Origin of the sequence: Tatumella sp. UBA2305 (assembly GCF_002345795.1) — a bacterium.
GTDB lineage: Bacteria > Pseudomonadota > Gammaproteobacteria > Enterobacterales > Enterobacteriaceae > Tatumella > Tatumella morbirosei.
In genome coordinates this window covers 85241-108478 of record NZ_DDVT01000011.1, presented here as the reverse complement: position 1 = coordinate 108478, position 23238 = coordinate 85241, and the positions used below count along the sequence as shown (strand labels likewise).

Annotated in this window: 17 protein-coding genes; 10 read left to right on the top strand and 7 right to left on the bottom strand. The window is 49.0% G+C overall.

Annotated elements, in window-relative coordinates:
• Positions 1–5 precede the first annotated feature (5 nt).
• The gene (gene poxB / locus B3Z23_RS04690; RefSeq protein ID WP_294902358.1) at positions 6–1727 is read right to left on the bottom strand and encodes a ubiquinone-dependent pyruvate dehydrogenase; all 1722 of its coding nucleotides are present in this window, start codon (positions 1725–1727) and stop codon (positions 6–8) included.
• 357 nt (positions 1728–2084) lie between these two features.
• Here poxB and B3Z23_RS04685 point away from each other — a divergent pair, with 357 nt between their 5' ends.
• Positions 2085–3719: a DUF2813 domain-containing protein gene (locus B3Z23_RS04685; protein ID WP_294902355.1), complete on the top strand. Its 1635-nt coding sequence runs from the start codon at positions 2085–2087 to the stop codon at positions 3717–3719.
• Positions 3720–3769: 50 nt separating this feature from the next.
• Here B3Z23_RS04685 and cspD read toward each other — a convergent pair whose 3' ends face one another.
• The gene (gene cspD / locus B3Z23_RS04680) at positions 3770–3997 is read right to left on the bottom strand and encodes a cold shock domain-containing protein CspD (RefSeq protein ID WP_038019752.1); all 228 of its coding nucleotides are present in this window, start codon (positions 3995–3997) and stop codon (positions 3770–3772) included.
• Positions 3998–4301: 304 nt separating this feature from the next.
• Here cspD and clpS point away from each other — a divergent pair, with 304 nt between their 5' ends.
• Positions 4302–4625, top strand: coding sequence for an ATP-dependent Clp protease adapter ClpS (clpS, locus tag B3Z23_RS04675; protein ID WP_038019755.1), 324 nt, complete (start codon positions 4302–4304; stop codon positions 4623–4625).
• A 52-nt stretch (positions 4626–4677) separates the two neighbouring features.
• A complete protein-coding gene (gene clpA / locus B3Z23_RS04670; RefSeq protein ID WP_294902351.1) occupies positions 4678–6960 on the top strand; it encodes an ATP-dependent Clp protease ATP-binding subunit ClpA in 2283 nt (760 codons plus the stop codon).
• An 86-nt stretch (positions 6961–7046) separates the two neighbouring features.
• Here clpA and infA read toward each other — a convergent pair whose 3' ends face one another.
• From infA to trxB, 5 genes are all read right to left on the bottom strand, one after another.
• Complete coding sequence (gene infA, locus B3Z23_RS04665; protein WP_002211347.1) at positions 7047–7265, bottom strand: translation initiation factor IF-1; 219 nt, start codon at positions 7263–7265, stop codon at positions 7047–7049.
• Between the two features lie 346 nt (positions 7266–7611).
• Positions 7612–8304 carry a leucyl/phenylalanyl-tRNA--protein transferase gene (gene aat / locus B3Z23_RS04660; RefSeq protein WP_294902569.1) on the bottom strand — a complete coding sequence of 231 codons (693 nt, stop codon included), beginning with the start codon at positions 8302–8304 and terminating at the stop codon, positions 7612–7614.
• 14 nt (positions 8305–8318) lie between these two features.
• Positions 8319–10052 (bottom strand): heme ABC transporter ATP-binding protein/permease CydC, encoded by a 1734-nt coding sequence (cydC, locus tag B3Z23_RS04655; RefSeq protein WP_294902035.1) that lies wholly within the window; start codon positions 10050–10052, stop codon positions 8319–8321.
• Positions 10049–11821, bottom strand: coding sequence for a heme ABC transporter permease/ATP-binding protein CydD (gene cydD, locus B3Z23_RS04650; protein WP_294902033.1), 1773 nt, complete (start codon positions 11819–11821; stop codon positions 10049–10051). The genes cydC and cydD overlap by 4 nt, the downstream gene beginning before the upstream one ends.
• A 137-nt stretch (positions 11822–11958) precedes the next feature.
• The gene (gene trxB / locus B3Z23_RS04645) at positions 11959–12921 is read right to left on the bottom strand and encodes a thioredoxin-disulfide reductase (protein ID WP_294902031.1); all 963 of its coding nucleotides are present in this window, start codon (positions 12919–12921) and stop codon (positions 11959–11961) included.
• A gap of 507 nt (positions 12922–13428) precedes the next feature.
• Between trxB and lrp the strand changes: the two genes are divergently transcribed.
• From lrp to B3Z23_RS04610, 7 genes are all read left to right on the top strand, one after another.
• Positions 13429–13923, top strand: coding sequence for a leucine-responsive transcriptional regulator Lrp (lrp, locus tag B3Z23_RS04640; protein WP_038019770.1), 495 nt, complete (start codon positions 13429–13431; stop codon positions 13921–13923).
• Between the two features lie 115 nt (positions 13924–14038).
• Positions 14039–17617 (top strand): DNA translocase FtsK 4TM domain-containing protein, encoded by a 3579-nt coding sequence (locus B3Z23_RS04635; RefSeq protein ID WP_294902029.1) that lies wholly within the window; start codon positions 14039–14041, stop codon positions 17615–17617.
• Positions 17618–17795: 178 nt separating this feature from the next.
• Positions 17796–18407: an outer membrane lipoprotein chaperone LolA gene (lolA, locus tag B3Z23_RS04630; protein ID WP_294902028.1), complete on the top strand. Its 612-nt coding sequence runs from the start codon at positions 17796–17798 to the stop codon at positions 18405–18407.
• A gap of 7 nt (positions 18408–18414) precedes the next feature.
• Positions 18415–19758, top strand: coding sequence for a replication-associated recombination protein A (locus B3Z23_RS04625; RefSeq protein WP_294902026.1), 1344 nt, complete (start codon positions 18415–18417; stop codon positions 19756–19758).
• 91 nt (positions 19759–19849) lie between these two features.
• Positions 19850–21142, top strand: a complete 1293-nt coding sequence (gene serS, locus B3Z23_RS04620; RefSeq protein ID WP_294902024.1) for a serine--tRNA ligase — start codon at positions 19850–19852, stop codon at positions 21140–21142.
• 864 nt (positions 21143–22006) lie between these two features.
• A complete protein-coding gene (locus B3Z23_RS04615) occupies positions 22007–22489 on the top strand; it encodes a Csu type fimbrial protein (RefSeq protein ID WP_294902023.1) in 483 nt (160 codons plus the stop codon).
• Positions 22490–22514: 25 nt separating this feature from the next.
• On the top strand, positions 22515–23231 hold the full coding sequence (locus B3Z23_RS04610; RefSeq protein WP_294902021.1) for a fimbrial biogenesis chaperone: 717 nt from the start codon (positions 22515–22517) through the stop codon (positions 23229–23231).
• Positions 23232–23238: the final 7 nt, after the last annotated feature.

The following is a 23238-nucleotide window of genomic DNA, read 5'->3' as shown; positions in this document are numbered from 1 at the left end:
TCTTTTTAACGTAACCAGTTGGTTTTTGCCAGATCGATGACCTGATCGCCTCGTCCGTTAATGATTGCCCGCAGCATATACAGACTAAATCCTTTAGCTTGTTCCAGCTTGATCTTCGGAGGCATGACCAGCTCTTCCCGGGCTGTAGTGACATCCACCAGCACCGGTCCCGGGTGGGCAAACGCCTGCTGTAGTGCTTCGGTAAGTTCTGAGGCTTTTTCAACATGAATCCCTTTGATATTACAGGCAGCGGCTATGGCTGCAAAATCCGGGTTATCCAGCTCAGTACCATCTGTCAGGAATCCACCTGCCTTCATCTCCATAGCGACAAAACCCAGCACACTGTTATTGAAAATAATCAGTTTCACCGGCAGTTTATGCTGAGCGATGGTTAAAAGATCTCCCATCAGCATGGCAAATCCTCCGTCACCACACAAAGCCACCACCTGACGGGTTCCATCCACGGCCTGTGCGCCCATGGCCTGCGGCATGGCATTGGCCATTGATCCGTGATTAAACGACCCAAGCAGCCGGCGTTTACCGTTCATTTTCAGGTAACGGGCCGCCCAGACCGTCGGGGTTCCCACATCACAGGTAAAAATAGCATCGTCACTGGCTAGTTTGCTGATCTGATCGGCCAGATATTGGGGATGAATCGGCATTTTGTCGTTGGGCGTTGCCAGTTCATCCAGACCTTTTCGTGCGTCATGGTAGTTTTCGATGGCTTTATCAAGATGCTTCCGTTCCTGTTTTTCCTGCAACCGCGGCAGCAGCAGTTGCAGTGTCGCCTTCACATCCCCCACAACCGGAAAGTCTACATGGCAGTGAGCGCCCAGACTGTCGGCCGAAAGATCCAGTTGGATGACTTTGGCCTCTGTCGGATAAAAAGCACGGTAGGGGAACCGGGTGCCCAGTAACACCAGAGTATCCGCATTTAACATGGCGTGATACCCGGAGGAAAAGCCAATAAACCCGGTCATTCCTACGTCATAAGGATTATCAAATTCAAGGTGTTCTTTACCGCGCAATGCATGAACAATCGGAGCCTTAAGCATTTTAGCCAGTTCAGTGACCTGCTGGTGAGCACCGGCACAGCCACTCCCACACAGCAGGGTAATATTCTGTGACTGATTCAGCATGGCAGCCAGGGTGTCCAGTTGAAGCAACGGCGGTACGGTGACAGGTAATGCTGGCGGGTACCAGGCTAAAGGCGCATGTTCCGGGGCGGGTTCCAGTGCAATATCACCGGGCACTACAATCACCGATACCCCTTTATTCAGTATGGCCTTACGCATAGCTATTGCCAGCACTGCCGGTAACTGTTCCGGGTTAGACACCAGTTCACAATAGTGACTGCACTCTTTAAACAGTTCCTGAGGATGGGTTTCCTGAAAGTAGTTACTGCCAATTTCGCTGGAGGGAATGTGGGCAGCAATGGCCAGAACCGGAACATTATTGCGGTGGCAGTCAAATAATCCGTTGATCAGATGGAGATTGCCCGGTCCGCAGGAACCGGCACAGACAGCCAACTGTCCGGTAACCATCGCTTCGGCACCCGCCGCAAATGCGGCGGCTTCTTCGTGGCGGGTGGACATCCATTCGATAGTTTTCAGGTTATTCAGACTGTCACTGATTCCATTTAATGAGTCACCGGTGACTCCCCAAATCCGTTTAACTCCGGCAAGCTCCAGACTTTTTACGATAAACGAGGCGACCGTATTCTTCATTCTCTACTCCTGTGATAGTGAAACCGGTACGGTGAAGTATCAATTTACAGCAGAAATAATGAACAAAAGTGTAGCTTATATGATGAACCCCGACAGGATGTTGTGTGGCATTACCGCGGTCTCTGCAACGAGGAAGGAGAACCGGTTGGCTAAAATCTCCTCCGGAGGTCGGTCGCGGGGGGGCAGGTCGGCTGTGGCGGTATTTCCTGTGTATCGCTTAGCATTTGACAGGCACTGCCGGGTAAAATCAGCTATCTTTGGCTGGATGTCAGATATGTCATCAGGGTCAGATAAATTCCAGGAGTTCGGAGAATTTACAGCAATTCTAATGTCTTACGATGGAGTGATGAGCGGCTGATGATACTGGAACATATTGAAATAAAGGCGTTTCGTGGGATCTCTTACCTATCATTACCATTTAAGCAGACGATGCTATTGATAGGTGAAAATACCTGGGGGAAATCCAGTTTGCTGGATGCGCTTAGCCTCAGTTTATCGCCACAGGGCATGGATTACTGTTTTACATCCCGTGACTTTTTTCAACCACAGGAAGAGCCCCGGGCTGACCGATGCCATATTATACTGACTCTCAGCTTTGGGCCTGAAGCTGAGGCATTGCCTGATTCACTGAAAACTCTGTTGACCGGGTCTCCCTCAGATCGCCGGGTATTACGTTATGGCGTCTATGCGGTGCTGGAGGGGGAGCAACCACGTCAGTATTGCCGGTTTCCTGATGTGCCAGACCTGACTGACGCTGCTGCCAGTGGGGCGGCAGAGATTCTTCGTCGTCTGTTCCCGGTTCTGCGGTTACGTGATGCACGCTTTAATCCCGGGCAACCAGCGAGCCACCGGAGGCTGGCAGATGCCACTTTAGCATCAGAGTCAGAGGCTCAGTTGACCACATTATCCGGCCGTTTTGCAGATCCGACGCACGGCGTGAATGCTGATATGATACGTCAGGCACTGGAAACTCTGCATCAGCTTGCTGATCACTATTTCCGTATTCAGCGGTCTGCTGTGCCCACCGATCGCCAGGAAATTTTATCGTTACGTAATGAGTTACCCTGGCAGCAGCTGAGTAATCTTAGTCGTCGTATTTCCGCCATGCCCGGGAGTGAGCGAGATCCCTGGTTACTCGCGCTCTTTATGGCAGTGACACAGCCTCGCGGGACAGATTCATTTTCTGACAGGGTCCGGCCCATACTGCTACTGGAAGATCCTGAAACACGACTACATCCAAGGATGCTGTCGATCACCTGGGAGTTTCTCAGCCTGTTACCGCTGCAAAAAATTGTCACTACGAATTCCACAGAACTACTTTCAATGGTCACACTGGAGAGTATTTGCCGGCTTGATCGGGGCAGGCAATCCACCACGGGTCGTCAGCTGTCGGCCGGACAACTCCCCTCTGATGAGCTGCGAAAAATCACCTTTCATATTCAGGTTAACCGGCCATCTGCATTGTTCGGTCGTTGCTGGTTACTGGTGGAGGGTGAGACTGAAGTCTGGATGATTAATGAACTGGCACGTCAGTCGGGATTATCGTTAACTTCTGAAGGGATTTATGTGGTGGAGTTTGCTCAGGCGGGTCTCAGACCGCTGCTGAAATATGCACGTCTGATGGGAATTCCCTGGCATGTACTGACCGACGGTGATGAAGCCGGTAACAAGTATGCGGCGGTAGCCCAAAGTCAACTAACAGAACAGCAACAGGTGCGTCATCACCTGACAAGGCTTCCGGCAAAGGATATTGAACATTACTTTTACCGACAGGGTTTTGCTGATGTTTATCGTGAGGTAGCCGGACTCCCCCGGGAGGCGGGAGTTAATATGCACCGCGTCATTACGCGAGCGATTCAGCGCACTTCTAAGCCTTCACTGGCGATTGCTGTGTCTTCGGCGGTTGCCGGGCGTGGAGTGCAGTCGATTCCAATGTTGTTAAGAAAAATGCTGGGCAGAGTACGCGGGCTGGCACAAGGTAAATATCCCTGACCCCCTTTATTTAACGTGCTGTGCGGGGGAGACTTGCGCAGCCCGTTGGATTATGACAGATTGATCTCTGCGTCGGAGAGCGGAATAATCAGACTTGCCTGGTTACCTTTGTCACCTTCGCTGGCGTTAAAATTGACTTTTTGTCCAGCCTTAAGTGTTTTATATCCTTCCATCTGAATGGTGGAGTAATGTGCGAAAACATCTTCACCTCCTGTGTCCGGACAAATAAAACCGAATCCTTTGGCATTGTTAAACCATTTTACAAAACCCGTTTCCATGTGACGATGCCTCTCACCTGAATTGCAAAATTGAAAGAAGATGGCTGAGTAACAATAGCCACCTGATGAAAAAACAGACAAGCCGTTAGCTGAGACTATCTCTTTACCTGCAAACAGGGTCAAGAAATTCAGACCAGCGGTCAGGGATAATTGCTCAAACTTTGAAGCAGTTAACGCTATGGCGTATTGAAGGGAGTGTGTTTTATCTTTATCAATCGCCTTGCAGGCTGCGCATCATTTTTGCGGCATGTTAGACTTAGCGGATGAAACTTACGCAAAGTAGCGGGCACTTCAGTGGAATATTATGGCGAACACTAACGACTGGCTAAATTTTGAACACCTTGCAGAGGATAAAATCCGTGAGGAGCTGAAGCCACCGTCTATGTATAAGGTTATTTTGAACAATGACGATTATACACCTATGGAATTTGTTATTGACGTACTGCAAAAGTTCTTTTCTTATGATACTGAACGCGCAACACAGTTAATGCTGACGGTACATTACGAAGGAAAAGCCATTTGTGGTGTGTTTACTGCCGAAGTAGCAGAAACTAAAGTCGTCAGAGTGAACCAGTACGCACGGGAAAATGAACATCCTTTGCTGTGCACTCTGGAAAAAGCTGATTAAGCCACCATATCTACAGGCAGACATCAGAGCGTTAATTGAGGGGAGGTGCCTTATGCTCAATCAAGAACTGGAACTCAGTTTAAATATGGCTTTCGCCAGGGCGCGGGAGCACCACCATGAGTTTATGACTGTGGAACACCTGTTACTGGCGCTGATCAGTAATCCGTCAGCACGCGAAGCACTCGAAGCCTGCTCGGTGGATTTGGGGGTGCTGCGTCAGGAACTTGAAACCTTCATCGAAAAAACTACCCCGGTCCTTCCGGACAGTGATGCAGAACGTGATACCCAGCCTACGCTGAGCTTTCAGCGGGTGTTGCAACGTGCTGTATTCCATGTGCAGTCTTCCGGTCGCAGTGAAGTCAACGGTGCTAATGTGCTGGTGGCTATTTTCAGCGAGCAGGAGTCTCAGGCGGCATACCTGCTGCGTAAGCATGAAGTCAGCCGTCTGGACGTGGTGAACTTTATTTCTCACGGGACCCGTAAAGACGAATCAGACAGTTCGCCGAATACGGATAACCAGGCCAATAACGAAGAACAGAGTGCAGGCGGGGAGGAACGTATGGAGAACTTCACCACCAATCTGAATCAGCTGGCGAGGGTCGGCGGTATCGATCCGTTAATTGGACGGGATAAAGAGCTGGAAAGGGCGGTGCAGGTATTGTGTCGTCGTCGTAAAAACAACCCGCTACTGGTAGGGGAGTCCGGCGTTGGTAAAACCGCGATAGCCGAAGGTCTGGCATGGCGCATTGAACAGGGTGATGTCCCTGAGGTGATGAAAGATTGTACTCTGTATTCCCTGGATATCGGTTCTCTGCTGGCCGGCACTAAGTATCGTGGTGATTTCGAGAAACGCTTTAAAGCATTGCTGAAACAGCTGGAGCAGGACGAAAACAGCATTCTGTTTATTGATGAGATCCATACCATCATCGGTGCGGGAGCCGCTTCCGGAGGTCAGGTTGATGCCGCTAATCTGATTAAACCACTGCTTTCCAGTGGCAAAATCAGAGTGATGGGCTCGACGACATATCAGGAATACAGCTCGATCTTCGAAAAAGATCGTGCGCTGGCACGGCGCTTCCAGAAAATTGATATTACAGAACCTTCTGCCGAAGAAACCATCCAGATTATCAATGGCCTGAAAGCCAAATATGAAGCACATCATGATGTTCGCTACACTGCTAAAGCGGTGCGTGCAGCGGTCGAGTTAGCGGTGAAATACATCAATGATCGCCATCTTCCCGATAAAGCGATTGACGTTATTGATGAGGCAGGAGCCAGGGCACGTCTGGTGCCACAGAGCAAACGCAAAAAAACCATTAACGTTCAGGATATTGAGTCGGTTGTTGCTCGTATTGCACGGATACCAGAGCAGAGTGTTTCAGCCACGGATAAAGATACCTTACGTAATCTGGATTCACGGCTGAAAATGCTGGTGTTCGGACAGAATAACGCCATCGATGCGCTGGCTGAAGCGATCAAAATGAGCCGTGCGGGCTTAGGTCAGGACCATAAACCGGTGGGATCCTTCCTGTTTGCCGGGCCTACCGGGGTAGGTAAAACAGAAGTGACAGTACAGCTCGCGAAAGCGCTGGGGATCGAGTTATTGCGTTTTGATATGTCTGAATACATGGAAAGACATACCGTGAGCCGGCTGATAGGAGCCCCTCCTGGCTATGTTGGCTTTGACCAGGGAGGATTACTTACCGATGCGGTGATTAAACATCCTCACTCAGTAGTATTGCTGGATGAAATCGAAAAAGCGCACCCTGATGTGTTTAACCTGCTGTTGCAGGTGATGGATAATGGCACACTGACGGATAATAATGGCCGTAAAGCCGATTTCCGTAATGTGGTACTGGTCATGACGACCAACGCCGGAGTTCGTGAGACTGAACGTAAATCAATTGGTTTGATCCATCAGGATAATACGACAGATGCGATGGAAGAGATTAAAAAGACCTTTACGCCGGAATTCCGTAACCGTCTGGATAATATCATTTGGTTCGACCATCTCTCTGCCGAGGTGATTCATCAGGTGGTGGATAAATTCATTGTTGAGTTACAGGCACAGCTGGACCAGAAGGGTGTTTCTCTGGAAGTCAGTGATGAAGCCCGTGACTGGCTGGCTGAAAAAGGCTATGACAAGGCAATGGGTGCAAGACCAATGGCACGAACAGTGCAGGAGAACCTGAAGAAACCGCTGGCGAATGAGCTGCTGTTTGGTTCGTTGGTTGACGGAGGGTCAGTCACTGTAGCGCTGGATAAAGCCAGCAATACATTAACCTACCACTTTGAAAGTGCTGAAAAGCGCAAAGCAGCAGGTACGGTACATTGATCCGTTATCCTGTTCAGTAAAAACAGAAGGCCGGATATTCCGGCCTTTTTTATGCCGCTATTTCAGGCAAATTATTTTACTGAAAATCAGCGACTACGGAAGACAATGCGGCCCTTGCTCAAATCATAAGGCGTCAGCTCTACAGTGACTTTATCGCCGGTCAGAATGCGGATATAGTTTTTACGCATTTTACCAGAGATATGAGCGGTAACCACGTGGCCGTTTTCAAGCTCAACGCGGAACATGGTGTTAGGCAACGTATCCAGTACGGTACCCTGCATTTCAATATTGTCTTCTTTGGCCATCGAATCCTCTGAATGGACTAGCTAAATTTGAATCGGCAAGATAATGCCGAATTCTGGTATCTATGTAAAGAATTGTTGGTGCTTTTACCAACAGTTCACTATGCGTCATGTGAAAACATGCGCACTCTACGGAAATTCGGGTGCTGTGACGTCAATCGTGGAAATAAGCAGGAGCTTTCATCGGAATAGCAAGTCGGGGAAAAACCTTCCTTGTTGTTCTTCTGGTACCCGGCATATTCACTCCCGGTAGCGGTGCAGGAGAGTCATTTCGAAAACGCTAACGACATAACAAGCTGACGCAGTCTACCACTTTTCCTGCCGAATGTATGCAAAACATTACAACCAGCTAAATTACCCGGCCTGGTTGCCAACAGTCAGCCTGCAACGGCTGGTTCTGAAGAGTGCCGAGGAGCTGCAGATAATGCTCACGAGATATCTCCCTGGCCCCCAACGATGCAGTATGCGGATTAAGGATCTGACAATCAATTAACCGGCCACCGTGATCAGAAAAATGTTGGCAAAACTTCATCAGCGCAGTTTTAGACGCATTTTCAGCACGGCTGAACATTGATTCGGCACAAAATAGCTGACCGACCGCCATACCATATAAACCACCAGCCAACTGATCACCCTCCCATACTTCGACGGAGTGTGCCAGGCCCACACAGAATAGCTCCTGCCAGGCGGCGATAACCTGATCTGTAATCCAGGTGCCGTCTGTGCGTTGTGTGGCGCAGCCATGAATAACGGACGAAAAGTCCTGGTCGACGGTCACTCTGTAGCGGGATGTCCGGTGAAAACGGGCCATACTACGGCTGACATGGAACTCTCCCGGAGGTAATACTGCCCGCGGATCAGGTGACCACCAGAGCAGAGGATCCTGTTCTGAAAACCACGGAAAAATACCCTGCCGATAGGCGCAGACCATTCTTTCAACGGAAAGATTGCCACCGAAAGCCAGTAATCCGTTAGGTTCCTGCAGTGCCGTATAGGGATCAGGAAAACTCACAGAGTGGTCAGATAATTGTGGCAGATACAGTGGCATGTTATTGCTCATTCACGGGTTAAACGCTGGCAAAATTGCCGGTAGCGACCATCGAGATGTAAAAGCTGCAGGTGGCTGCCTTGCTCAACGATCTTTCCGTTCTCCATAACGCAGATCCGATCCATTTTGTCCAGACCACTCAGACGATGGGTGACCATGATTACGGTTTTGTCCCGGGTCACACGCCGGAGTAGTTCAAGTATTTGTTGTTCTGTGTTGGCATCCAGTCCTTCTGTGGGCTCATCGAGTAACCAGAGATCTCCCTGATGCAGCAGCGCCCGGGCAATGGCTAAACGACGCAGTTCTCCACCCGACAGTGTCCTGCCGCCTTCACCCATCCAGGTGTTCAGACCTTCGTCATCCAGCAAGGCCTCCAGACCGGTGAGTTGTAACACGTCGATCAGTTCACTGTCACTACTGCCGTCTGCCGCAAGCCTCAGGTTATCGCGCAGAGTCTGGTTAAATAATGCAACCCGTTGTGTCACCACACTGGTTCTCTGACGCAATGAAGTTTCGTCCCAGTCCTGAAGTGGAAGTTGGTTAAAATAAATTTCGCCATGAGACGGGTCATATGCCCGGGTGAGCAACTGGAGGAGTGTTGATTTACCGCAGCCAGTGAAACCAAGCAGAGCAATCTTTTCTCCGTGACTCGCTTCCAGGTTAAGCCCGTCCAGCACTGGTCGATGTTGACCGGGATAAGCAAAACTCAGGTCGTTGACCCGCAGAGTAATGCCGGTTGTTTGAGCGGCAGTCGACTGAGAAGGAAAAATCACCTGCGGATCTTTATCTAATAGTTCCGTTAACCGACGGGCCGACAATACCACTCTGGAAATATGCAGAAATGATGCTGCCACGGGTCCAAGAGCTTCGAACGCCGCCAGCACACAGAAGGCAAACAGCGCGACAAGAGTCGAATCCTGCCCGGGAGAGGTCAGCCACAGCGAACCCAGCCATAAAATCAGGCAAACTGTCACTCCCGTGATGATGGTCAGAGCACTTTGTGACGCAGCCGTCAGAGATTGCTGCTGCTGTCGCGCTTTGGCTAATTGTTGTCCGGTCTGAGATAACTGCTGCTGCCAGTGTTTATCATGCTGGTAAATTTTCATCTCTGCCATACTGCTCAGCCAGCGTGTCAGTTGCAGCCGGTATTCTGCATTCAGCGTAGTCACTTGCTGGCCGGATGAGATTCCCAGCCGGTAAAATATTATTGGAAGTAGTAACAAACTCAGCAGCATGATGCCGCCGGTGATCAGTGCCAGTGGCGGGCTAAGATAACTCAGGCCCAGGGTCACGGCAATAATGACCAGTAAGGCTCCTGCAAGTGGAGATAAGACCCGAAGATAGAGGTGGTCCAGGTTATCGACATCGGCGACAAAGCGGTTTAGCAGGTCCCCCTGGCGGAATTGAGACAATCCGGCAGGGGAAAGGGGAAACAGCTTGCTGAAGGTAAAAACCCGCAGATGTTGCAGAACACGGAAAGTGCCGTCATGACTGACCAGACGTTCAAAATAGCGGGCAGCCGTGCGAATGATTGCCGCTCCCCGGACTCCGGCTGCAGGAAGCATATAGTTGAAACTGTATAGCCCGGCGGTTCCGGCCAGTGCTGATGCTGCCAGGAACCAGCCGGAAAGTGTCAGCAGGCTAATGCTGGCCAGCAGGGTAACAATGGCCAGTATCAGGCCAAGGAACAGCAGTAATCCGTGTCTCCTCCACAGGCGAAGAAAAGGCAACAACGCACTCATAGCTTTATCTCCTGACGCGAATGGGACAACATATCTCCGAACAGACCCGGGGCCTCAGTCAGAGTCTGCCAGTCACCCTGTTGAACAATTTGTCCCTGGCTCATCACCCAGATCTCGTCCCATTTCTGCAGCCCTTCGGGCTGATGAGTAATCATCAACGTCGTTTGTTGCAGGGAAGCAGCCTGTAATGCTTGCATAACTTGTTGTTCACTATGGCTGTCCAGGCTGGCAGCCGGTTCATCTAACAGCAACAGGCCGGCAGGCAGTAACAGCGCTCTGGCCACGGCTACCCGTTGAGCCTGTCCGACAGATAATCCTGAGTTATCATCACCAATTAACGAATCAATCCCCCGGGCCAACTCAGGGAGAAACTGGTTAACCCCGGAGGATTGCAGAGCCTGCTCAAATTGTTGTTCGCTACATTTACGCCCAAAGGTAATGTTCTGACGTAGACTGGCTTCCGGCAATGCGGGGTTTTGTCCAACCCAGGCAATCTGCTGCTGCCAGTTCCCAGTATCGGCTTCACGCAGTTCACTACCATTTACCGTCAGCGAGCCCTGGTAAGGGAGAAAGCCGAGCAATACATTCATCAGTGAAGTTTTGCCAGCACCACTGGTTCCCAGTAGTGCGACCCGCCTGCCAGCCTGAAGAGTAAAATTTAATGGCTGTGTCAGGGGAATGCCGCCGGCAGTCGTCACGACCAGATCGGTGGCGTGCAGAGTGACCGGTCCGACCCCCGGTGACTGTGACCCTGGCCGGGGAATCTCCTCTGGCGGGGTTTGTTGCATAAAATCTTCCAGTACATCTGCGGCACCGGTGGCCTGAGCTTTGGCGTGGTAGAAATTCCCCAGATCCCGCAGCGGCTGAAAGAATTCAGGCGCCAGAATAAGTACCAGAAAACCGGCAAATAAGGTGACACCCCGGTGATAATCCCCAAAGTGTAATACACCAAGATAAGAGAAGCCGAAATAGACGGCCACCACGGCTATCGAAATTGCAGCAAAAAACTCAAGAACAGCGGAGGATAAGAAAGCCATACGCAAAACTTCCATTGTGCGCTGGCGAAACTGCTCTGAACTGTCAGCAATAGCCCGCTGTTCTGCGCTACCACGCTGAAACAGCCGCAAGGTCTCGAGTCCCCGCAACCGATCGAGAAAATCACCGCTTAATCTTGCCAGTGCATGGAAATTTTTACGGTTTGCTTCTGCCGCCCCCATGCCGACCATCGCCATGAACAGTGGAATCAGTGGTGCGGTACAAAACAAAATTAATGCAGCGCTCCAGTTTAACGGGGCCAGTACTAACAGGATCATGAGAGGAATGAGTGCCGCCAGAGACATTTGTGGCAGGTAACGGGCATAATAATCATGCATGTTATCAATCTGTTCCTGTAATAGCGTTGTCCAGCTACCCACCGGGCGGGTTTTAATCCCCACCGGACCAAGAGATTCCAGGCGTTCAATGATTTGCCGTCGGATAGCTTCACATATGGCGGTTCCGGCCCGGAAACCAAACAGCTCCCTGAAATAATGCAACAGCGCCCGCAAGATAAAGCATCCTGCCAGGGCAGAGATACGAAGTAGCAATGGGGTATCAGCCGCTGTCCGGACAATGATGGACTCCAGCAAGCTGGCCAGCAGAGCGGCCTGGACAATAATCAAAATGGCACTGAATATTCCGGTGATCACAGAAAGGCGTAACCAACGCTGGCCAAAATGACGTTGCTGTTTCAGCCATCGTATCAAAAACTGTTGTCTGGATTTATTCATAAGGTTTGCTGTGAGCCTGGCAAGCGGAGGAAATGATTAATATCCCTTAATTTAATGCAGGAACTTTAGCATGACGGACAATAAAAAGGCGACAGATTCACTGTCGCCTTGTTTCACATCAAATTCTCAGCAAAAATTTACCACTCAGTACCTGCTAAACCATCCAGATACCGTTCAGCATCCAGTGCGGCCATACAGCCAGTGCCGGCAGAGGTAATCGCCTGACGATAAGTGTGGTCCATTACATCACCGGCAGCAAAAACCCCCGGGATGCTGGTCTGGGTTGCATTACCCTGCAGACCGGACTGAACAACAATATAGCCATTATTCAGTTCCAGTTGATCGGCAAAGATGGCAGTGTTTGGGCTATGTCCAATAGCTATAAATACCCCGGCGACATCAATCTGCTCAGGTTCTGACTGCCCGTCAGTAGATTGCAGGCGAGCACCCGTGACTCCCATGTCATCACCGGTGACAGCTTCCAGAGTCCGGTTGGTATGCAGAACGATGTTGCCGCTGGCGACTTTATCCATCAAACGGTTGATCAGGATTTTTTCGGCACGGAAACTGTCCCGACGGTGAATAAGGTGAACTTCAGAAGCAATGTTCGACAGATATAAAGCTTCTTCTACCGCAGTATTCCCGCCTCCAACGACCGCGACTTTTTGCTGACGGTAGAAAAAGCCGTCGCAGGTTGCACAGGCTGAAACACCTTTGCCTTTAAATTCTTCTTCCGAAGGCAGACCTATGTAGCGGGCGGAGGCACCGGTAGCAATAATTAACGCATCGGCAGTGTATTCACCGCTGTCACCTGTCAGACGGAAAGGGCGGTTTTTAAGATCCACAGTGTGGATATGATCAAACACGATTTCAGTATCAAATTTTACCGCATGTTCGTGCATCCGCTCCATCAACCCGGGACCGGTCAGATGCTCAGGATCACCCGGCCAGTTTTCGACTTCAGTGGTCGTCGTCAACTGTCCGCCTTTCTCAACTCCGGTAATCAGCACGGGCTTCAGGTTAGCCCGCGCAGCATACACGGCTGCGGTGTAACCTGCAGGCCCTGAACCCAGGATGAGTAATTTACTGTGTTTGGCCATGCTTTTTTCCTCAATAGAGAGTCTGCTGAAACATAATCTGCTGATTGTAGGCAAAGTGACGGGGGAAAAAAAGAGTTCCGGGCTCGGGATTACTTATTATTGTGAATGATAAAAGTAATCAGCCAGTGGCAGCACAGGTTTTATGTCCCAATGTCATGGGCTGGGAGGAAGAAAATGACTAAAAATAGCTTCCAAAAACCATTATTAAGAGACTGATACGGAATGATGTACTGAAATTAGATGTTTTACTTTGACAATCGCCTGTTGTTTTGCGAAAACATGGGGGTAAGCAAATAAACTTCAGTAAAACTGGGCCTGCATGAGCGCAGGGTCTGGTGACTGAATTATGAAACCTGAGCTGATTTTGGCAGCTTTCAGCGTGGACAGACAATGAAAGCTATTGAAAGCATCAATATACAGGTATTGCTTAAACATCACTCAGGTCCCGGATCAGTGACAGATTAAGGGGCAAGTAGTCTTAGGGAAGGAAAAAGAGAGACAATAATAATGACAGACAATAAGAAGCGTCCAGGCAAAGATCTTGATCGTATTGACAGGAATATTTTGAATGAGCTACAGAAAGATGGCCGGATTTCAAATGTTGAGCTTTCAAAACGTGTCGGATTATCACCCACACCTTGCCTTGAGCGGGTTCGGCGTCTTGAGCGTCAAGGATTCATCCTTGGTTACACAGCATTACTCAATCCACACTACCTGGATGCCTCATTACTGGTTTTCGTTGAGATAACTCTGAATCGCGGTGCTCCGGATGTGTTTGAACAATTCAACGCCGCCGTGCAAAAACTTGAGGAAACTCAGGAATGTCACCTGGTTTCCGGTGATTTTGACTATTTGTTGAAAACCCGTGTGCCAGACATGTCAGCTTACCGCAAATTGCTCGGTGAAACCTTGCTGCGTCTGCCCGGCGTTAATGACACCCGGACTTATGTGGTGATGGAAGAAGTGAAACAAAGTAACCGCCTGGTGATTAAAACGCGTTAAATCAGACAGGTGCAAAATCTTTAGCAATTAGGTACACTCCTGTAAATTCATACAGGGACAGTGCTAATACTGGTGCTGTTCCTCTCTTAAGTTGACAGGCACCTGGAGAGTTCTCTTGAGCCAGGAATACACAGAAGACAAAGAAGTAACTTTAACTCCGCTCAGTAGCGGGCGGCGGCTGCTGGAAGCGTTGCTGATTCTGGTGGCGCTTTTTGCTGTTTATCTTATGGTTTCCCTGGTCAGTTTTAATCCTTCTGACCCCAGCTGGTCTCAGACTGCCTGGCATGAACCTATCCACAACCTGGGTGGCAGCCCTGGTGCATGGCTGGCAGATACCCTGTTATTTATTTTCGGGGTGATGTCCTATGCTATTCCGGTGGTCATCATCGGGCTTTGCTGGATAACTTTCCGCCACCGTCATAACGACGATTATGTTGATTATTTTGCGATTGGCTTGCGGCTGATTGGTGTTCTGGCATTGGTGGTGACCACCTGCGGACTGGCAGCCATTAATGCTGACGATATCTGGTATTTTGCTTCCGGCGGTGTGATTGGCAGCCTGGTGAGCAGCGCCATGACACCCTATTTTAACCAGACGACAGGGACACTGGTGTTACTCTGTGTCTGGGCTGCCGGCATTACCCTCTATACTGGCTGGTCATGGCTGACGATTGCCGAGAAAATCGGTGGGGTAGTGATGTCGGTTCTCACCTTTGCCAGTAATCGTTCACGGGATGATAATCGCTGGGACGATGAGGATGAGGAAGAAGAATTCGAACCTGCGCCGGTCGCCAAAAAAAATAGAGCCCCGGCTTCAGCTGAGCTTGCTGCAGACAGCGAATCACATGATGCGTTAACCAATGCATCTCCGACAATAAATCCAGAGATGATGTCGCCGGATAAATCACCGGAAGCACCTCATTATGAATCTGACGATGAGGATAACGACCCTCTGTTCAGCGCCCGGCACTATCCACAAGACGATAATGATCCGTTGTTTAGCCGGAGACCCAGTCAGACAACGGATGATGCGAATGATCCCCTGTTCAGTCCTTCACAGTGGTCACAACCGGCAGAACCTGGCCGTTCCCCCGGAGCTGAAGTTCAGCCGGGTGCTTCCCATGCCCCGGTAAGTTCTCCGGCACCAGTGGCACCCCCGGCACCCCCGGTGAGCCAGGTACCAGATAATACAGTTGCCCGTCAGGCTTATACCGCACCCGCTGAGGATCGAACAGCCCGGGGAATTGAACCACCACGCTACCGTTTTGAAGTGCCTGAACAGGCTGTACCTGTTACACAGTCGCAGCCCTCAGTACAACAAAGCACACCTGCACAGCAATACGTGCCTTCTCCTGCACCGGCTTCCCCGGCTCCGGCAGCGCCGAACATTCCGGCTGCACCCGTGGCAGCAGCCGTTGCAGCGACCACACCCGTTGCAAAACCGGCCGGACAGTCGCCGTTTGCTGTTGCGGCCAGTATGGGAAAACTCTCTTCCCATAGTCCGGTATTTGATGCTCCGCGGGACAGTAGTAATCCCCAGGTGAAAAAAGGCATCGGTGGCCCGGAACTGCCCCGGCCCAATCCGGTTCGGTTACCTACCCGCAGGGAAATGGCGTCTTACGGCATCAAATTACCTTCTCAGCGTATGGCTGAAGAAAAGGCCCGCGAGGAACTACATAACGAAACCGGCGACGCATTCAGCGCGACTTACAGCGATGAAGAGCAGGCTGATATCGAACAGGCGGAGTTACGCCAGGCATTTGCAGCGCAGCAGACTCAGCGTTATGGTTTTTCCGAAAGCGAAGAATCTCACGATGATGAAGATGCGCTACAACAAGCCGCACTGGCCCGGCAGTTTGCTGAGCAACAGCAACAACGCTATCAGCCAGAACCCCGGCACCAAAAGACGACTCCGACCGCGGCCGAAACTTTTTCGGCATTTGACTTTTCACCCATGGAAGATTTAGTGGATGACGGTCCGGGTGAACCTCTGTTTACCATCGCTCCGGTTAACGAACATGACCCCCATGTTCAGCATCCCGAATATGATTCTCCGTCTGCAAGCTCAGCAGAGCCGTTTAATCAGTCACAGATAGCGCATCCGGACAGTCAGGGTAATCATACGTCACCGGCAGTGGCTCAGGCTGAACAACAAAGTCTGTTTCATCCGTTCCTGGTGCGGCATGAACAACCTTTGCAGAAGCCATCAACACCGTTACCTACGTTGGATTTGCTGACACCACCGCCTTCTGAAGAAGAGCCGGTAGATATGTTTGCCCTTGAACAAACCGGTAAACTGGTTGAGGCAAGACTCAGTGATTTCCGTGTTAAAGCGGAAGTTGTCGGGATTTCTCCGGGGCCGGTGATCACCCGGTTTGAACTGGATTTAGCGCCCGGGGTAAAAGCTGCCCGAATTTCTAACCTTTCCCGCGACCTCGCCCGCTCTTTATCGGCGGTGGCTGTGCGTATCGTTGAAGTCATCCCGGGCAAACCTTATGTAGGCCTTGAACTTCCTAACAAGCATCGTCAGACCGTTTATCTGCGTGAAGTGCTGGATTGTGCAAAGTTTCGCGATAATCCATCACCACTGGCGGTGGTGCTGGGTAAAGATATTGCCGGGCAACCGGTGGTAGCGGACCTCGCCAAAATGCCACACCTGTTAGTTGCGGGTACTACCGGTTCAGGTAAATCGGTCGGAGTTAATGCCATGATCATCAGTATGTTGTACAAAGCAACACCTGATGAAGTTCGGTTTATTATGATTGACCCTAAAATGCTTGAGCTGTCAGTCTATGAGGGTATTCCGCATCTGTTAACCGAAGTTGTTACCGACATGAAAGATGCAGCTAATGCATTGCGCTGGAGTGTCGGGGAGATGGAACGTCGTTATAAACTGATGTCAGCCTTAGGGGTTCGTAATCTGGCGGGTTACAACGAGAAAGTCGAACAGGCTGAAGCTATGGGTCGACCGATTCCTGATCCGTTCTGGAAGCCTGGTGACAGTATGGACACCACGCCGCCGGTACTGGAAAAGTTGCCTTATATTGTTGTGCTGGTAGATGAGTTTGCTGATCTGATGATGGCTGTTGGTAAAAAGGTAGAAGAACTGATTGCCCGTCTGGCTCAGAAAGCCCGTGCAGCAGGTATTCACCTTGTGCTGGCAACTCAGCGTCCATCGGTAGATGTGATTACGGGGCTGATTAAAGCGAATATTCCAACCCGTATTGCTTTCACTGTTTCCAGCAAAATTGATTCACGGACAATTCTGGATCAGGCTGGAGCAGAATCTCTGCTGGGAATGGGGGATATGCTGTATATGCCACCTAACTCTTCAATGCCAGTGCGTGTCCATGGTGCATTTGTCCGTGATCAGGAAGTACATGCTGTTGTTCAGGACTGGAAAGCACGTGGCAGGCCACAGTACATTGATAGTATTACTGCCGGTGATGACAGCGAAAGTGGTAACGGAGCTGCTGACAGTAGTGGTGAAGAGCTTGATCCATTGTTTGACCAGGCTGTGGCATTTGTGGTTGATAAACGCAGAGCATCGATTTCCGGGGTTCAGCGTCAGTTCCGTATTGGCTACAACCGCGCGGCAAGGATTATCGAACAAATGGAGGCCCAGGGAATTGTTTCTGAACCTGGCCATAATGGTAACCGTGAAGTTTTGTCACCTCCACCGCATGAAATGTAATTCACTGACATTTCAAGACTGAGATTTAATGGGCCGGAACTTTCCGGCCCATTGCTTATCTGATGCATCACCCCCATAGTAAAGGATAGTTTTCGGTTTTATCTCCTGTCGGAATCGGGTGACAGTGGCCAGGATAGTGATTGCCAGGTTGGTACAAATTAATAAGGAATGGTCTGAGATGAGAAAATATCTAATCGCTACAGGTGTATTGGGCTTAATGATGTCTGCCAGCGTGATGGCTGATGCCACGGCCGGATTGCAGGCACGGCTCAACAAAGTCAGCAGTTTTCATGCAGCATTTAGTCAGAAAGTCACCGATGGTTCAGGTAATAATGTACAGGATGGCCAGGGCGAATTATGGGTTAAACGTCCCAGTTTATTTAACTGGCACATGACGGCACCTGATGAGAGTACTATTGTCTCTGATGGTAAAACTTTATGGTTTTACAACCCGTTTGTTCAGCAGGTCACCGCCAGTTGGTTAAAAAATGCAACCAGCAATACACCCTTTATGCTGATTGCACGTAACCAGTCCTCTGACTGGAAGAACTATAATGTGAGTCAGCAGGGCGATACTTTTGAACTCACGCCTAAGAGTAATGGCGGGAATCTGAAACAATTTACTATCAATGTGACGCCTGATGGCACCATCCGCCAGTTTAGCGCAGTTGAACAAGATGGCCAGCGGACCAGCTATCAGTTAACTTCACAACAAAACGGGGCAATCAGCCCGGACAAGTTTAAATTTACCCCGCCAAAAGGCGTTACCCTGGACGATCAACGTCAGTGAGGTAACTGTGAATACACTTTCTCTGGATTTCTCTGCTAATGAATTTCAGCCACTGGCCGCGCGAATGCGGCCTGTGACACTGGCAGAATATGGTGGTCAGCAACATTTACTGGCAGCAGGTAAACCTTTGCCACGGGCTATCGAGGCCGGACATCTGCATTCGATGATTCTGTGGGGACCTCCGGGAACAGGAAAAACTACGCTGGCAGAAATTATTGCCCGATATGCCGACGCCAGCGTGGAGCGGATTTCGGCGGTAACTTCGGGGGTTAAAGAGATCCGCGAAGCCATAGAGAGAGCCAGGCAAAGCCGGCAGGCAGGGCGCCGGACAATTTTATTTGTCGATGAAGTGCACCGTTTTAATAAGAGCCAGCAGGATGCATTTCTGCCTCATATTGAAGACGGAACTATCACTTTCATCGGTGCAACGACCGAAAATCCCTCTTTTGAACTGAATTCAGCGCTACTTTCCCGTGCGCGGGTCTATTTACTGAAATCACTGACTCCGGACGATATCGAAAAAATTATCAGCCAGGCAATGGCTGATAAAGATCGTGGCCTGGGGGGCCAGAATATAGTTTTGCCCGATGAGACCCGGAGAATGATAGCCGAATTAGTCAATGGCGATGCACGCAGGGCTCTGAATACTGTTGAAATGATGGCTGATATGGCGGAGGCAGATGCGCAGGGCCAACGGCGTTTAACCCCAGCCCTGTTAACCGAGGTGGTCGGAGAACGTGCGGCCAGATTTGATAACAAAGGCGATCGTTTTTATGATCTGATTTCGGCCCTGCACAAATCAGTACGCGGATCGGCGCCTGATGCTGCACTGTACTGGTATGCCAGAATCATTACCGCCGGTGGTGATCCTCTGTATGTTGCCAGACGCCTTTTGGCTATCGCTTCCGAGGATGTAGGCAATGCCGATCCCCGTGGGATGCAGGTTGCCCTGGCGGCATGGGATTGTTTTACCCGGGTAGGTCCTGCTGAAGGTGAGAGGGCGATTGCTCAGGCAATTGTATATCTGGCATGCGCACCAAAAAGTAACGCGGTGTATGCTGCATTTAATGCAGCTATGCGCGCAGCCAGAGAATTTCCTGACTATGACGTTCCGGAACATTTGCGCAATGCCCCGACTAAATTAATGAAAGAAATGGGTCTGGGTAAAGAGTACCGCTACGCGCACAATGAACCCAATGCTTATGCAGCTGGTGAGAATTACTTTCCGCCTGAAATGGCAGATTCGCACTTTTATTCACCAGTTGAACGGGGTCTGGAAACTAAAATTGCAGAAAAGCTGGCATGGCTGGCTGAACAGGATCAAAATAGCCCGACAAAACGCTACCGCTGATAAAAACATTACGGTAAGGTGAGTCGTAAAATTTCGTATTGTGGTTTTTCCCGACGAAAATTCAATTCATTAACTCATACACAGGATAAGCATGCTCGATCCCAATCTGCTGCGTAATGAGCCAGACGCAGTTGCAGAAAAACTGGCACGCCGGGGATTTACTCTGGATGTTGAAATGCTGCGTTCTCTGGAAGAACGTCGTAAAGTGTTGCAGGTAGAAACTGAAAACCTTCAGGCTGAACGCAATTCACGATCCAAATCCATCGGTCAGGCCAAAGCGCGTGGGGAAGATATCGAGCCATTGCGTAAGGAAGTGAATGATCTGGGTGAACGTCTGGATGCAGCAAAAGCTGAACTGGATGTATTGCAGGCCGAAATCCGCGACTTCTCACTGGCCCTGCCTAATTTACCTGCAGACGATGTTCCTTTGGGGAAAGATGACAGTGATAACCTTGAAGTCAGCCGATGGGGTGAGCCAACAGTCTTCAGTTTTGAAGTGCGCGACCATGTCGATCTTGGCGAAATGGCAGGTGGGATGGATTTCGCTTCTGCGGTTAAACTGACAGGTTCAAGGTTTGTCGTTATGCAAGGGCAGATTGCTCGTATGCATCGCGCTCTGAGCCAGTTTATGCTTGATTTACATACCAGCCAGCATGGGTATACAGAAATGTATGTGCCTTATCTGGTTAATCACGATTCACTGTTTGGAACAGGGCAGTTACCAAAATTTGGTAATGACCTGTTCCATACCCGTCCTCTGGAAGAAGAAGCGGACAGCAGTAATTATGCTCTGATTCCCACGGCGGAAGTCCCGCTGACGAATCTGGTGCGTGACGAAATTATTGATGAAGATACATTACCCATCAAAATGACCGCACATACACCTTGTTTCCGTGCTGAGGCTGGTTCTTACGGACGTGACACCCGTGGCCTGATTCGTATGCACCAGTTTGATAAAGTCGAAATGGTACAGGTGGTTGCTCCTGAAGATTCCATGCAGGCGCTTGAAGAACTGACCGGGCATGCCGAAAAAGTGCTTCAGTTGCTGAACTTACCATATCGTAAGATGCTGTTATGCACCGGTGATATGGGATTTGGGGCCAGTAAGACCTATGATCTCGAGGTCTGGCTCCCGGCTCAGAACACTTATCGTGAAATTTCATCCTGTTCAAATACTATGGATTTTCAGGCTCGTCGTATGCAGGCCCGTTGCCGTAGTAAATCGGATAAAAAGACCCGTTTGTTGCATACACTGAATGGCTCGGGTCTGGCCGTGGGACGTACCCTGGTTGCAGTACTGGAAAATTACCAGCAGGCTGACGGACGTATTCGGGTTCCTGATGTCCTGCGCCCGTATATGAATAATATTGAGTTCATCGGTTAATCAGAAAGATTCTGAAAGACAAAATGCCGGCAATTTGCTGGCATTTTTTTGTGCCCGATAAAGCCAGTAATCTGCAGCAGGAAACCGGCCATCAGTAAGTCAGAAGCCTTGACTGCGAACCCCGGGATTAAATTGACAGTATTTCTTTACCCCGGGCTGACATCATGCTTTCCTGAACCAGTAATGATACAGCAATAAAATATATAGCTGCCTGATTAAACCGGTCTGAAATAAATATTTAAGCTGTATTTAGTAGTGATTTATGTGGCCAAAAAATAGCCATGAGGAATTAGCGAATTATCAGCTGAAATATCCATCCAGATGGCTAATTATGATTATAATAATCCGTGGATGTTTTAGTTACCATTTATATGTATATTTTATGATCTATAAGTGGTAATTTAATCACATTAACAAAACATTTGCATTACAATGTGGTTTGTTTTTTAATCTCGCGTGTAGGTGTCAATGCAAATCCTCATTAAATTAGTAATTTATTTAACCTTATTTCAGTGAAATACTCTGATTATTTCTTAAGTAAAAAAAGGGGTTGCCCTATCAATTCCTAAATATCTCTAAAAATATTATATCGTTTTTATTGGCGTGTTTTATTCGTTTTGTACTGAATATCAGTTATTGTGTAGTTTTTTATGCTTATTTTTTTATTTTTTTTGGTGTATAGCTTCGCCGCTTTATCGATTGAAAGTTATACATAAGTACAAATATTGGTTTTTTACTTTTGGCAGGTATAATGCTGCCGCATTGCGAATCATCCGGATTTCCATTATTTTTGAAAGAATAAAGAAGTCACAGATAAGATTCATAACGCATTATAAATTCAGAAATTATAACAAAGAGAAATGTATGTTTAAAAAATCACTATTATTGATTTCTTTAGGTTCATCTTTAGGTTTTAGCGCAGTAAGCAATGCTGATGAGAGTTCAACATATACTGCGCAGGCAACTGCCAATATGAATGTCTACCTGACCGTACTCAAGGCGTGCAGTATCTCTGCCAGCGAAATGAATTTTGGTAAGAAATACAGTAATGCCGGTGATTTGTCAGCAGAAGCAACAGCGAATGTTGTTTGTACTAAAAATACTCCATACAAATTATCCTCTGACAGTTCGCATGATTATGAAATGTCGGACACCAGTGGAAATAAAATTGCTTACAACCTGTATACAGACCAGGCGGCTACTACCGCACTCACCAGTGGTACCACACAAACCGGCACTGGACTGGAGCAGAATATAAAGATTTATGGTCAGGTAAGTGCGAATGCGCTGAAGGTTGCACCCGCAGGTGATTATACCGATACCGTATTACTGAAAATAGATTATTAATCTTCTTTACTGACGGGCCAGGCATATGATTCGCAAGTTACGTTATTATAGTATTTTTATTTTTACTATTTGTTTTACTTCCTGTTCATATGCTGCCAGTTTACAGGTCTTTCCGGTCAATATTAATTTCTCAGCCGGAGAGAATGTAAAAGCTATTTACGTCAATAATACCGGATCTGACCCGATAAGTGCTCAGGTTCGGGTGTTCAGGTGGACTCAGCAAAACAAGGATGATGTGTTAACTGAAACACAAGACTTAGTCGTGAGTCCGCCAATGACAGCAATCCCCCCAGGTAAGCAACAGTTACTCAGGGTTATCCTTCCTGCACCTGCCGGACCGAATGAACAGTCTTATAAACTGGTTGTCGATGAATTGCCAGGAACGATGGATAAACAAGGAGAGCATGCTGTCAGGTTTTTATTACGCTATACACTGCCGGTGTTTATTAACACACCTAAGACTGCTATCGACATGAAAGATTTTACTTTTCATCTGGACAGCCATTCGGTGCCGACACGCCTTTGGATAGAAAATAACGGTCCGCAGCATTTGAAACTGAGCAATGTCATCTTATCTTCAGGGCAACATCAGGTCACTATCAGCAGAGGTTTGATGGGATATGTTTTAGCGCATAGCACCCGTTCATGGTCATTACCAAAAGGGAACTATTCCGGCTCAACTCTTACTTTTACTGTAAATGATGATGCAACAACAAAAACAGTGCCGATTATCAGTCAATAAAACTTTT